Origin of the sequence: Deinococcus frigens DSM 12807 (genome assembly GCF_000701425.1) — a bacterium.
GTDB classification, from domain to species: Bacteria; Deinococcota; Deinococci; order Deinococcales; family Deinococcaceae; genus Deinococcus; species Deinococcus frigens.
Genome location: NZ_JNIW01000080.1, coordinates 1 through 12464 on the forward strand (window position 1 = coordinate 1; position 12464 = coordinate 12464).

Below are 12464 nucleotides of genomic sequence, written 5' to 3' on the forward strand. Positions count from 1 at the left end.
GCCCGCAGAGACCATCCCTCGCTCAAAATCTTCATGCAGATGACGAGCAAGACGCTGCTGTTCGTCGGCGGTCAAGACAGGGGGCGCACCAGTATTGGTCTGTCGTCCGTCCGCGAGGCTCTCCAGACCCAGGGTGTGATACCGATTGACCAGTGAGTAGGCCGTGACCCGGCTATAGCGGATCAGCGCCAGAATCTCGGCAAGGGGACGACGTTCTGCCAGGAGCGCAAAGAATTGCGCTCTGCGCCGCTGGACGGCACAGGTACTGGTCTCGAAGAGCTGCCAGAAGTCAGCCGCTTGATGTGCGAGGGGACGAGTGAAGAGTGCAGGTTTCATCCCTCTATTGTAAACTGTTTAATCGGAATCCGTATGAGTAGGTGCGCTGGGCGGCCAGGCGATCTTGTGGACTGCGAACCTCTGACAACGGAACGGCCCTGAATCCATTGGGTACGGCAGGCACGAGTGGCGAAACTGGCCCGATCATGCGGGTGTATGCGCCTATTCGGTGCAGGCCGGCGGCCTCCAGCACCTCAGCAGGGAGCAAATGGGACTTGGCGTAAGCGTAGACGTGAGGCTGGGTGGCGAGTGCGGCCAAGAGCAGTGTCAGGGCTGTCTCATTCTGATCAGGTCCGGGAAATGCGCCGCCCATGATCTCCACCCTGTAGGTGGGCGAAAGTCGCAGGCCGATGGCTCCGGCGATCTGTCCGCCGCCGTCCTGAACAAGCCAGGTGGCGGTGAGCTGGAAAAGGACCATGGCAAAATCCTGTTCGTCGCTTCCATACAGTCGAGCGAAGACGGGCGAGATTTCGTCCCGGTCCACCTGAACAGCGCGCCAGGTCATGCCTGTCCCAGCACCCCATTCAACTCATCCCTGAACCCGCGTGCCGCCTCCACACTGGCTGCGACATTCAAACTATCCGCGTACTGCACGCCCCGGCTGGCGCTGACGAGTGCGCCCGTGCCGCCCGCGTGGAAGGCTGCCTTGAGGTCTGCGGCGGCGGCTCCCTGTGCGCCCAGTCCTGGCAGCAGCAGCAGCGCACGCGGCATCAGCGCCCGGAAGGTGGCGAGATCTGGGGCATGCGTCGCGCCCACCACCGCGCCCACAGTTCCGTACTCTCCCGCTGGCGTTTCGGCGTTTAACCGCGCCACCTCTACGGCCACGCGTTCGCTGACGCCGCTGCCCTGCAAATCGGCCTGACCGGGATTGCTCGTCTTGACCAGCACGAACACCGCGCCGCCGTTCTCGCGCGCCGCGTCCACGAAAGGGGTCAGGGTCTCGAACCCCAGAAAGGGACTCACCGTCAGCGCCGCGCCCGCGTGCCGCCCGCTCAGCCAGGCCCGTGCATAGGCCTGTGCCGTGCTGCCGATGTCGCCGCGTTTGGCGTCCAGCAGCACCGGCAGGCCCAGCGTGCGGGCGGCGGCGCAGACCTCTTGCAGAACGCCGAAGCCCTCCAGCCCCAGCGCCTCGTAAAAAGCCAGTTGCGGCTTGACGCACGCGGCATACGGGGCACACGCCTCCAGCACCTCCAGCGTGTGGGTTTTCAGGTGTGCGGCGTCCCGGTAGGCGTCCCGGCGCGGGTCCAGGCCCACGCACAGGCGGGTGTTCAGGCGGCGGGTGCGCTCGGTCACGGCTTGGGCGAAGGTGAGCATCGTGGGGAGGCTAACACCCGGGGAGGTCCAGGGGTCCGGGGGTCTGAGGATCATACGGATTGCGGTTAAAGTGCTAACTTTGACCCGACTGGAAGGAGAGGCAAAGAATACGGGTTGCGTGGTGTGGAGGAGCATTCGGAGCTTTCCCGAATGTTACGGAATTTAACGCAACCCGTATCAGAGGGCTGAAAAGGCAGGCTGAGACAGGGTTTCCCCTTCGCTCTCGTGCGTGGCGAGAAGACGGGGTAAACCGCTGGCACCTCCCAGAATCCAGGCGTCAGCCCAGCATTTCCCGCGCCACCCGCACCAGCTCGGCGTTGTCAGCCGCCGGGCAGTCGCCGGGCAGCAGCAGGGTGTCTTCCAGGCCGGTCCGGGCGCTCAGGCCGCGCCGAGCCGCCTCGCGCAGCAGGGGCCAGGCACTCTCGCCCAGGCCGTGCAGCACGGTGGGTCTGTCCAGACCGGAAGCTTCCAGCAGGGCCAACATTTCCTTCAATTCGGCCTTGTAGACGCGGATGGGTTTGTCGGGCAATTCAAGCAGTACGCGCAACACCTCTTTGCGCCGGGGCCACGCTAAAAAGGCCCGCACCGCGTCCGCCGTCCACAAGCCCGCCTCAACGCCGATTCCAAGTTCCAGCAGCCATTCGGCCAGCGCGGGCGATCCAGCCTCATGCCAGTTGACGGAGACAAAATCGGGCCGTACGGTCCAGGCGCGGACGGCCTCCAGACGCGCTTCCGAATCAGGGAGAATCCACCAGCCGCTGGAAATGCCGACCGGGACGCCCGGACATGCGGCGCGCACGGCGTTCAGGGCCAGCGCCACGTCCTCGGCCTCCAGGCTTTCCATCCCTGCTGCACTGCGGGGATGAAGGTGCAGGGCGTCCGCGCCCGCCTTCACTGACTCCCGCGCCGCCTCCGCCAGTTGCTGGGGCGTGATGGGAACATTCGGATGCTCGTCGGGGGTCCGGTTGCCATTCAGGGCCGCTTTCAACATGCGGGCAGCCTAACGCCTGCTAGCCTCTGGACATGACCTTTTCTATCGTGGGGCGTGACGCGGCAACCGGTGACATCGGTGTGGCCGTTGCCAGCAAATTTCTGGCCGTGGGCGCGCTGGTGCCCTTCGTGCGCGCGGGCGTGGGCGCGGTGGCCACCCAGAGTTACGTCAATCCCAACTTCGGCCCCGATGGGCTGCGGCTGCTGGCAGAGGGTCTGTCCCCGCAGGCGGTCAGCGCCCACTTCCAGGCCGAGGATTCCGGCATTGCCCAGCGCCAGTTCGGCATCGTGGCGGCGAACGGCCAGAGCGTGACCTTCAGCGGCCCTGGCTGTCACGACTGGGCCGGAGGTAGAGCAGAGCAGGACGTGGCGATCCAGGGCAACATTTTAACCGGGCCGGAAGTTGTGGAGGCCATGCACGCGGCCTGGAACGCGGCGGCGGGTCAGCCCCTGCCGCGCCGGTTGCTGGCCGCGCTGCGTGCTGGCGATGAGGCGGGCGGCGACAAGCGGGGCCGCCAGTCCGCCGCGCTGCTGTGCGCCGGGCCGGGCCGGGGCTACGGCGGCCTCACGGGCGACTGGGTCAACCTGCGCGCCGACGATCACGCCGAACCCTGCGCCGAGTTACAGCGGCTGCTGGACACCTTCGACCTGCTGTTCGGCAGGCCCACGCAGACGCGCGAGCTGTCTGCTGGGGAGTTGAGTTGGCTGCGCGCCCTGCTGACTGGTCAGGGCCACGCCTCCAACCTGCCGGATGGCCCCTGGGATGCCGAAACCGAGGCCGCTGCGTGGTCCCTGTACGGCACCGAGAATCTGGAGGAACGCTGGGCACGGGGCGGGCAATTCGATCCGGTGGCGCTGGCGTACCTGCAAGAGCACTTCGGGGATTGAGCGCAGGGGGCGCGGAGGCCGCCTCTGCCTCATCTGCTCTAGACTCCTGCCATGCGGCTTTCGGCCACCGACGTGTACGCCTTTCAAGCCCTGGGTTTCCTGGGGACGCAGGACGCCGCGCGCTGGGTGTCCAGCGAGGAGATCAGCGAGGCCACCGGCGTTCACCGCCCGTATCTGGTCCGGATTCTGGCCGCGTTGAGCAACAAGGGCGTGGTGAAGAGCAAGAAGGGCATCGGCGGCGGCTACGCGCTGACCCGCAAACCCGCCCTGATCAGCCTGTGCGAGGTGGTGCGCGCCATCGACGGCCCGGTTGCGCCGCTGAGCTGCATCAGCCTGAACTGGCACGAGTCCTGCCCGGAGGAGGACCGCTGCCACGCCCGCGCCACCGTCTACACCCGTATGCGCGACGCCATGCTGGGCGTGCTCCAGGAATTCAGCGTGGCCGATCTGGTGGCCGACGCGCGCCAGGGCGTCAGTTACGGCCACTGCCTGGGGCATCTGCTCAAACCGAACGCGTAGCGGGGTGCGTGGGAAGCGGCTTGTAGGGTGCAGGGAAGGGGCGGCTGAGCGCAACCGTTCAACCGGGGTCAGACGTCGGGCTGAACAGAGAAGCTGAATCCAGGGTCCCCGCCCGTCCTCCAATCCACCCCTTACAACCTCTACTTCAGATAGGGCGTGAAGCGGCCCAGCGTCGCCGCGTCCGGGCTGACCGACGAGCGCACCACCTGGTTGCCGCCGAAGACCAGCAGCAAGCGGCCCGCCGCGTCCGCCGAGGCGTTCAGGGTCCCTTGCCGGGCGGTGTACGGCCCGGTCAGAATGGCCTGCATGGTGGTCAGATCGAAGACCAGCGCCGCGCCGCTGAGGGCGGGGGTATCGGCCCTCACGCCGCCCAGGGCGGTTACAAAGGCGCGGCCCACGTTCAGGATCACGCGCGGGGCGCTGAGGTTTTTAAAGCGGGCGTCGTTGTAGGTCACGCTTCCTGTCGCGGTGACGGTGGAGGACTTGAGGTCATAGACCACCTGCGCGGCCCGCAGCGTTCCGCCCTGCTTGGTGGTCAGAACCGCGTTCTGGGCAGTCAGGGTCTGACCGGGGTTCAGGGTCATGGCCCCGGCCACCAGTTTCAGGCCGCCCTTGCTGTCGGTGACGGTGCCGCCCTGCGGCAGTTCGGTGACGCCGGTGTCCAGGTTCAGGTTCTGCGGGCCGCGCGGCGTGACGTTCAGGCCGCCGAAAGTGACCGCCTGGCCCCCCGTGAACGGACTCAGGGTCAATAGGCCCAGCGTGGCGGCGGCCAGCAGGGAAGAGGTGGCGGGGAATTTCATCCCATCACGGTACCTGCCCATGCCTGAGCGGCGTGAGGGGCGCGGTCAGATCCAGTTCAGGCGTGTGCCGCTTCTCCCTGCTCTCATGGCCCTTCAACCGCCGGTCAATATGGGGACGGTACACTCCGGGGCAGTGATCGTTTCATTTTTACCCTCTGTTCTGCTTCCCGTGTGCCGGGTTGCCGCGCGTTCTTTCCGGCTTTTCCAGATCGTGGCGCTGCTGTGCGCGCTGCTGGCCCCCTCTCTGGCCGCCGCCGCGCCGCGCGTGGGCGCGCACGACGGCTTCACGCGGCTGGTCTTCGATTTGCCGGGCAATGCCACTTCCAGCGTGACGGCGGCGGGCCGCAGCGTGACCGTCAAGCTCAATGTCAGTCTCAAGTCCGAACAGGGCGCGCTGAAGGCGGCGGGCGTCACGGCCTACGCGGTGTCGGGCGGCACGGTCACGGTCACGCTGGCGGGGAGCAGCAGCGCGGCCAACACAAAGGTCAGCGTGCTGCCCAGGAGTGGCGCGGCGGCGGCCCGGCTGGTGATCGACGTGCCCACCGCTGCCGCTGCCGCCCCGCTGGCGTTCAGGCCAGCGGCCACGCCGGCCACCGTGACCCGGCCAAAGGTGGTGCTGGACGCCGGACACGGCGGCGGCGACTCGGGCATGGTCAGTCAGTGGGTCAGGGAAAAGGACGTGACCCTGGACGTGGCCCTGCGGACCCGCGCCGAACTGATCAAGCATGGCGTGGACGTGGTGATGGTCCGCATGGCGGACACGAACCTGAGCGCGGACAAGCGCAGCGATCTGGACGCCCGTTCGCGGCTGGCCACCACCGGCAGGGTCAGCGCCTATGTCAGCATTCATGTCAACGCGGGCGGGGCCTCGGCGCAGGGCATCGAGACGTATTACTTCGGGCAGCCGCCAGCGGGCAGCAACAGCCGGGCGGTCCTGGAAAACGGCGGCGGCAGCGTGGGCCAGGAGCTGACCCGCCAGGCGGCCAGCAGCGCCCAGAGTCTGCTGGGCGATATTCTGGCGCAGGCCAAGCTGTCGTTCTCGCGTCAACTGGCCCAGAAGGTGCAGTCACGGCTGCTGCAATACACCGGGGCTGCCAACCGGGGCGTCAAGACCGACGCCTTTTACGTGATCCGCAACCCCACCACGCCCGCCATCCTGACCGAGATCGGCTTCGGCAGCAATCCCAGCGAGGGGGCGCGGCTGGCGACGGCGGCCTACCGCGAAAAGGTCGCGCAGGGCCTGGCGCGGGCCATTCTGGATTTTCTGAACACGCAATAAATGGAGGGGCACGGGCGGGGCCAACAGGCCCCTAGCGCCTCCCGCCGATCTTCCGCAGTTGCGCCCCGTACACCCCGTTCACGTTCTCGCGCCAGGCCAGCACGATCTCGCCTGTGGGCAGCGCGGCCAGGCTGGGCGAGCGGGCGTCGCGGCGGGAGTCCAGATTCATCACGCCGGAATCTGACCAGCTTCCAGCCGTCCAGCGCGCCAGGTGAATCTGGCCGATGCCCGCGCGTTCCTCCACCCAGGCCAGAACTGGCTGCCCATCGGCGTCCAGCGCCAGGGTGGGGGCGGCGGCATATTCGGCGCTGACTGGCCCCCCCAGCGCCTGCCAGGTCTGTCCGTCCCAGCGCGAGGCATACAGCGCGTCTTTGCCGTTCAGGTCTTCGAGCCACGCCACGGTAGGCTGCCCCTGCCCGTCTAACTTGAGGCGGGTGGAGGCCAGGTAACGGTCCGGCGTGCGGTTCAGGCTGCCCCCCAGCGCTTCCCAGGCCGTCCCGGTCCAGCGTTTCACCAAGACATTGCTCGCCAACACCTCGCCCTGAAGCCACGCCACCGTGGGTTGCCCCCCCGCGTTCAGTCCCAGCGCGGGCGTGCGCGAGAAGATGCTGATCTCGTTGAAAGCCGGGCTGCGCGTCCAAGTTTTGGCCGCCTCGTCCCAGCGGCGCACGGTCAGGCGGCTACCGTAGGGAGTTCGCAGCGACTCGCCCCAGGCGATCACGGGTTCGCCGCCCTGCGCCACCACCGAGCGGGTGCGGGCCGCGTAGGGCAGGTCGTCGCCCAGATAGCGCGGGTGCCATCCCGTCCATACGCCGTCCTGATAGGCCCGGAAGACCACTACGTCGTTGTCGCCGTAATTCTCGTTCCAGACCATGACCGGCGTGCCCTGGGCGTCCAGCGCCAGGTCGATATTGGAGGCCGGACGGGGCACGTCGTAATTCAGCACGCCGCCGGGCAGGCCGCCGCGCAACAGTTCCCACTTGCCGCCGGCAGCCCCTGGGTCAGAGCGCCACACCCGCACCTTGCGCGCTTCGTACAGGCCCTTGCCGCTGTCGGCCTGCCCGGCGTCATGCAGCAGCGCCAGCACCAGCGCACCGTCTGCTGCTGCGGCCAGTTGCAGTTCGCGCAGCGGGCGCGCGGCCTCGGCGGGGGGCGGGGTCAGGGTCTGGAAAGTCAGAGTCTGGGCGGCTTCGTTCCCGCCCGCGTGGGGGCTGGACAGCAGGGCGGCGTACAGGAAGATCAAGCGGGGGTGGGCAGCGGGTCTGGACATGGGGCGGCCTCCTGATATCGGAACAGTTGAAGGGCGGGTCAGCAAGGGTGGCCCGTGCATTCTGCGTCTCTGGCCGGGCGGAAACAACGCAGGGAACCGATAGCCCCCGGACCTTGTATCGAGAATTTCGATGGAAGCCTCTACACTGCGGCCATGCCTGCCGAACCGCCCGTTCGCCCTGACTTGCCTGCCCAGTTACCCGCCCAGTCGTTACCCGCACTGGGCAGCGCCCACCTGAGCGTGCTGCTGGGCGTGGCCGAGGCGGGCAGCTTCAGCGAGGCCGCGCTGCGGCTGGGGCTGGCGCAGTCCACGGTCAGCCATACCGTGCGCGCCGCCGAGACTGCGCTGGGCGTGCAGATTTTCGAGCGGGGCCGCCACGGCGCGTGGCCCACGGCGGCGGGCGCGCGGGTGCTGGACCACGCCCGCCACGCCGCCGACGCCCTGCGCGCCATGATGGCCCCGGCTCCTGCGCTAAGCGGCACCCTGCGCGTGGTGTCGTGCCGCAGCGTGATCCGGCAGTTTGTCACCCCGGCGCTGAACGCCTTCCAGCGCCTGTACCCAGAGATAGTGGTGGTGGTGCGCGATACCTCCGGCGAGCATGACGAGATCGAGGCGCTGGTGCTGGCGGGCGACTCGGACCTGGGCCTGGGCCGATTGCCGATGCGCCCCGAACTGGACACGCGGGAGCTGCTGGCCGACGAGTACCTGATCATCGCGTCCGTCCACGCCCCGCCCATCCGCACCTGGGACGACTTTCACCGCGCCGCGTACATCGTCTGTGAGGAGGACTGCGCCCCGTTTATCGCCGCGCATGTGGCCCGGCATTCGCACCCGCCCACGCCCGCCGTGCGCCTGAGAGACCCACAGGTGGCGCTGGGCCGCGTGGCCGAGGGTCACGGCTTCACGGTGCTGACCGGACTGGTTTTCGTGCCGCTGCCGCCGAACCTGCGCGCCTATTCATTGCCCACCCCGCTGTGGAGGCCGATTGGCAGCGTGACGCGCCGGGGTCAACAGGATGTTTCGCCGCTGATCGCTGCCTTCCAGAACGCGGTACTGTCGCCGGGGGCCTTGCGCGCGGCGGCGGGACGGCAGGCGCATCTGGTCCGCTTTGGGGGAGAGGCGCGGTAGCCCGGTGACCTCCCGACTCCTGGCCCCTTAGACTGCCCTCCATGCGCGTCGTCCTCAAACTTGGCACCAGTGTCCTGACGGCGGGCGGAGACCGACTCAGCCGCCCGCGTCTGGTGGACCTGATGCGCTCGATGGTGGCGGTGCAGGCCACTGGGCATCAGGTGGTGCTAGTTAGCAGCGGCGCGGTCCTGGCGGGCTGGGAGGCGCTGGGCTTTCCGCCGCGTGACCGCACGCTGGCCGAGAAGCAACTGCTGGCAGCGGTGGGCCAGAGCCGCCTGATGCACCTGTACGCGCTGCTGGCCGAGCTGTACGGCGTCAACGTGGCGCAGGTGCTCTTGACCGCCGACGATTTCCGGGACCGCACCCGCTACCTGAACGCCCGCACCACGCTGGACGCCTGCCTGTCGCGCGGCGTGCTGCCGATCATCAACGAGAACGACGCCGTGGCGCTGGAACAGATTCGCGTGGGCGACAACGACACCCTCTCGGCCTTCGTGGCGAATCTGGTGGACGCCGACCTGCTGGTGATCCTGACCGACGCGCCGGGCCTGTACACCGCCGATCCGCGCACCGATCCAGAGGCCACCCTGATCCCGGTGGTGGAGCGCGTCACGCCGGAAGTGTGGGCGCGGGCGGGCGGCGCAGGCTCGCACCGTGGCACGGGCGGCATGCACACCAAGATTCAGGCCGCCGAGATCGCCACCCGCGCCGGAACCCCGGTGGTCATCGCCCCCGGCGACGCGCCCGACGCCCTGGCCCGCATCGTGGGAGGCGAGGCGCTGGGGACGCGTTTTCAGGCCGCCGGTTCGCGGCTGGAAGCCCGCAAACGCTGGATTCTGGCCGAGGTGTCTCCCGCCCGCGTGCACCTGGACGACGGCGCGGCGCGGGCCGTGACCGAGCGCGGCTCCAGCCTCTTGCCTGCCGGGATCAGGCGTGTGGAGGGCGAGTTCCAGCGCGGCCAGACCATCCGCCTGCTGGCCCCGAACGGCGCGGAGCTGGCGCGCGGCCTGACCCGCTACGCCTCGGGCGATCTGGCCCGCATCGCCGGGCATCATTCCCGCGAGATCGAGGCGCTGCTGGGCTTCACCTACGGCCCGGAAGCGGTGCACAGGGACGATCTGGTGCGGCTGTAGAAGTTGGGGGCGGTCCAATCTTCCCCTGAAAAGTTGTGGGCGGGGAGATTCCGGGTTGAGGTGTCGTTCGGGCAGCCCCACCCCTCTGCCCCCTACCCCAGAGGGGCAGAGGGAACAGCGCTGCGCTGGGCACGAGCCTATGGGCGTGGTGGGCGGAAGTGGACGGCGGCGGTCCGGGTCAGATGCCCTGCTCCGCTACATTGCGTGCGGCCCGTCCGCTGCGCGCCCGACGGCCTTCGGTTGCTGTTTCGGTGGCGTTGATGGAAGTGCTGGAGACGCTGCAAGGGCGTGAACACAAACGCCGTCTCAGCGCGATTCGAGAAACACGAGTTCTACGGATCATCCAGCCTCAGGCAAAAGCTAAGGAGATCGTCTGTGCGGCAGGGGCAACTGCCCCTCCTGGCTCCCCTTGAGACGCTCGATGTGCAATGGAATATTTGTCGTGTGGGACGTGGGATTTTTGGCCCCTCCCCCCTGCCGGGGAGGCTGGGTGGGGGGTGGGGGGCGCAGCTCGCCCTGCTCCTGGATAGCGACACCGACTGAAGGCTTCGCCCGGCAGCTCCCCCCGCCTCTATACTCCCCCCTGTGCTTTTGCTGCTGCTGACCGCCTCGCTGCTGACCGTCCCCGATCCAGCGGGGGACGCGCGTGGCGACGGCGGCTACGTCCTGCCGCGCCAGCCGGGCGTGACCGAGGACGCGCTGGATCTGCGCTCGTTTAGCGCCGCGCCGCAGGGGGCGGGGATGCGCTTCACGGTCAGTTTCGGACAGATCGGCAACCCGTGGAACGCGCCGTCGGGTTTCTCGGCGGGCGTCACCGATATCTTTGTCAAGACCGGCCCCGGCGGACAGGGAGTGCTGGCCGACACCGGGCTGCGGACGCGCGGCGGCGGCTGGCAGTACCACCTGCGCGTGACCGGCTTTGGCAGCGTGCTGGAACGGACCGATGACACGGGCGAGCGGATCGAGCGCCTGGCCGCGCCCACCGTGCAGATCGAAGGCACTGGGCTGGTCATCGACACCGCCGTGCCTGCCGGAAGTTATGCGTACTGGGTCACCAGCAGCGTCTATACCCCGCTGTCTGCGGGCGGCGTGCTGAAACCCACGGGCGGGACGGCCCCTGGCAGCCTCCAGGCCGGGCGAACCGACGCGCCCACGCCCGTGGACGTGCTGGCCTCTGCGGAGGACACGCGCGCTTTCTCCGACGGCACCCTGGCCCTGGTGGGCCAGACCCGTGACTGGACCAGTCTGATCCTGATCATGCTGGGCGGCCTGGGCCTGCTGCTGACTGTGGGAGCGACGGTAGCTGTCTGGCGGCGCACGTGAGACCGGATTCCGTCTGTAGCGCGCTCAAACCGGGGCAGCGCTGGCCAGGTCCGCTCCAGGCCCGCAACCCGCTCATCTCCTGCTCGCGGTCCTGTCCAGAGCAGGCGGCCATCATGAATGGACTTCTATGTGGACGCTGGTCCTCCCCATGAGGACGCCTGGACGCCCGCCAGAATTTCCAAGTGTTCGCCACTCCTCTTGTCCGGAGTCCGGATGGCCCTGAACGCGGCCATTCCGGCCCGCCCCGCAGTTCCCGCGCCGCTGCTGATTCTGGCCGCCGCGTGCCTGTGGGGCCTGCTGGGTATTTTCGGCAAGGGCGTGCAGGCGGCGGGGGTGGCCCCGCTGGAGGTGGCCTTCTGGCGGGCGCTGCTGGGCGGCGCGCTGTACGCCCTGCACGCCCTGCTGACCCGCAGCCGGCTGCCGCGCGGGCGGGACCTGTGGATCACGGCGGCTTTTGGTATCGCCGGGGTCAGCGTCTTTTACGGCAGTTATCAACTGGCGGTCAGGGCGGGCGGGGCCAGCCTGGCCTCTGTCTTGCTGTACACCGCCCCGGCCTTCGTGGCGCTGCTGGGCTGGACCTTTTTGCGCGACCGTCCCGGCAGGCGCGAATGGCTGGCGATTGCCGGAACCCTGCTGGGCATCAGCCTGATCAGCCTGGGCGGCGGGCAGGGCGTCAGCGTCACGGTGCCTGCGCTGGCCTTCGGGCTGGTTGCGGGTTTCACTTACAGCCTGTATTACCTGTACGGCAAGGCATTCTTCTGGCGCTACAGCACCCCGGCGCTGCTGGGCGTGGCGCTGCCGGTGGGGGCGCTGGGGCTGCTGCCCTTTGTGGCCCCGACGGGTTTTGCGGCCAAGTCGGCCTCGGCATGGGGCGGGCTGGGGGCCATCGCGGTGCTGTCCACGTACCTGGCCTACCTGCTGTACAGCGCGGGCCTGCGCCGACTGGACGCTACCCGCGCCAGCGTGATCGCCAGCGTGGAGCCGGTGGTGGCGGCTGGACTGGCCGCGCTGCTGTTCGGCGAGCGGCTGGCGGCCCTGGCCCTGCTGGGCGCGGCGCTGGTGATCGGCGCGGCGCTGCTGCTGGGCGTGGAGAAAAAAGCGCCGACGCGCGGGCGCTAGCCGCAGTCTGGGGGAAGCGCGCGTGCCCCTTCAGCTCTCCCTGCCCGCGCCAGAGTGATTGTTTATTGATCACGGCGTAAATACAGCCTGATACTCTAATGGCATGGCCGAATGGCAACCTTCACGGTATTCCCGCGCCCAGCTTGAGGAACGCCGACTGGCCGCTGCCGAATGGCTTCAACGCGGCACCCAGACGCACCGCGAGATTGCCGAACATTTTGGCGTGTCTGTCCTCACCGTCACCACTTGGAGCGCCCGGCTCAAAAAGATCGGCACGCTGCAGGCCACCGTCGCTCCAGGACGTCCATCACGTCTGACCTCCAGCCAACTCGAGCAGCTTCGCACCCTCCTGCGGGAGGGTGCGC

13 protein-coding genes and 1 pseudogene are annotated in these 12464 nt (G+C 68.4%); 8 read left to right on the forward strand and 6 right to left on the reverse strand.

Annotation, left to right across the window (positions count from 1 at the left end; all coding sequences use genetic code 11):
- The 4 genes from Q322_RS23610 to Q322_RS0117975 all read right to left on the reverse strand — a co-directional run.
- On the reverse strand, window positions 1-336 hold a 336-nt coding region (locus tag Q322_RS23610), incomplete at its 3' end, for a helix-turn-helix domain-containing protein (RefSeq protein ID WP_162176636.1).
- Between the two features lie 4 nt (window positions 337-340).
- Complete coding sequence (locus Q322_RS21940; protein ID WP_051668726.1) at window positions 341-841, reverse strand: hypothetical protein; 501 nt, start codon at window positions 839-841, stop codon at window positions 341-343.
- On the reverse strand, window positions 838-1650 hold the full coding sequence (gene pyrF / locus Q322_RS0117970; RefSeq protein ID WP_029479255.1) for an orotidine-5'-phosphate decarboxylase: 813 nt from the start codon (window positions 1648-1650) through the stop codon (window positions 838-840). Before pyrF ends, Q322_RS21940 begins: the two co-directional genes overlap by 4 nt.
- A 277-nt stretch (window positions 1651-1927) precedes the next feature.
- On the reverse strand, window positions 1928-2641 hold the full coding sequence (locus tag Q322_RS0117975; RefSeq protein ID WP_029479256.1) for a 3-keto-5-aminohexanoate cleavage protein: 714 nt from the start codon (window positions 2639-2641) through the stop codon (window positions 1928-1930).
- A gap of 32 nt (window positions 2642-2673) precedes the next feature.
- On the opposite strand from Q322_RS0117975, the gene Q322_RS0117980 reads away from it, so the two are divergent.
- On the forward strand, window positions 2674-3528 hold the full coding sequence (locus Q322_RS0117980; RefSeq protein ID WP_029479257.1) for a DUF1028 domain-containing protein: 855 nt from the start codon (window positions 2674-2676) through the stop codon (window positions 3526-3528).
- A 51-nt stretch (window positions 3529-3579) separates the two neighbouring features.
- Window positions 3580-4047 carry an Rrf2 family transcriptional regulator gene (locus tag Q322_RS0117985; protein WP_029479258.1) on the forward strand — a complete coding sequence of 156 codons (468 nt, stop codon included), beginning with the start codon at window positions 3580-3582 and terminating at the stop codon, window positions 4045-4047.
- 140 nt (window positions 4048-4187) lie between these two features.
- Here Q322_RS0117985 and Q322_RS0117990 read toward each other — a convergent pair whose 3' ends face one another.
- Entirely contained in the window at window positions 4188-4847 is a 660-nt protein-coding gene (locus Q322_RS0117990; RefSeq protein WP_029479259.1) for a hypothetical protein, read from the reverse strand.
- 169 nt (window positions 4848-5016) lie between these two features.
- Here Q322_RS0117990 and Q322_RS0117995 point away from each other — a divergent pair, with 169 nt between their 5' ends.
- Window positions 5017-6126: an N-acetylmuramoyl-L-alanine amidase family protein gene (locus Q322_RS0117995; protein WP_245593313.1), complete on the forward strand. Its 1110-nt coding sequence runs from the start codon at window positions 5017-5019 to the stop codon at window positions 6124-6126.
- 31 nt (window positions 6127-6157) lie between these two features.
- Here the strand turns inward: Q322_RS0117995 and Q322_RS0118000 are convergent, their stop codons facing one another.
- Window positions 6158-7396, reverse strand: coding sequence for a hypothetical protein (locus Q322_RS0118000; protein ID WP_156953144.1), 1239 nt, complete (start codon window positions 7394-7396; stop codon window positions 6158-6160).
- 153 nt (window positions 7397-7549) lie between these two features.
- On the opposite strand from Q322_RS0118000, the gene Q322_RS0118005 reads away from it, so the two are divergent.
- The 5 genes and pseudogenes from Q322_RS0118005 to Q322_RS23615 form a co-directional block, all read left to right on the forward strand.
- On the forward strand, window positions 7550-8524 hold the full coding sequence (locus Q322_RS0118005; protein WP_034419089.1) for a LysR family transcriptional regulator: 975 nt from the start codon (window positions 7550-7552) through the stop codon (window positions 8522-8524).
- 41 nt (window positions 8525-8565) lie between these two features.
- Window positions 8566-9657, forward strand: a complete 1092-nt coding sequence (proB, locus tag Q322_RS0118010) for a glutamate 5-kinase (RefSeq protein ID WP_029479263.1) — start codon at window positions 8566-8568, stop codon at window positions 9655-9657.
- A gap of 585 nt (window positions 9658-10242) precedes the next feature.
- Window positions 10243-10980, forward strand: a complete 738-nt coding sequence (locus tag Q322_RS0118020) for a glucodextranase DOMON-like domain-containing protein (protein WP_156953145.1) — start codon at window positions 10243-10245, stop codon at window positions 10978-10980.
- Between the two features lie 213 nt (window positions 10981-11193).
- Window positions 11194-12099 (forward strand): DMT family transporter, encoded by a 906-nt coding sequence (locus tag Q322_RS0118025; protein ID WP_051668728.1) that lies wholly within the window; start codon window positions 11194-11196, stop codon window positions 12097-12099.
- Window positions 12100-12202: 103 nt separating this feature from the next.
- Window positions 12203-12464 (forward strand): annotated as a pseudogene (locus Q322_RS23615) (IS630 family transposase); the annotation flags it as partial.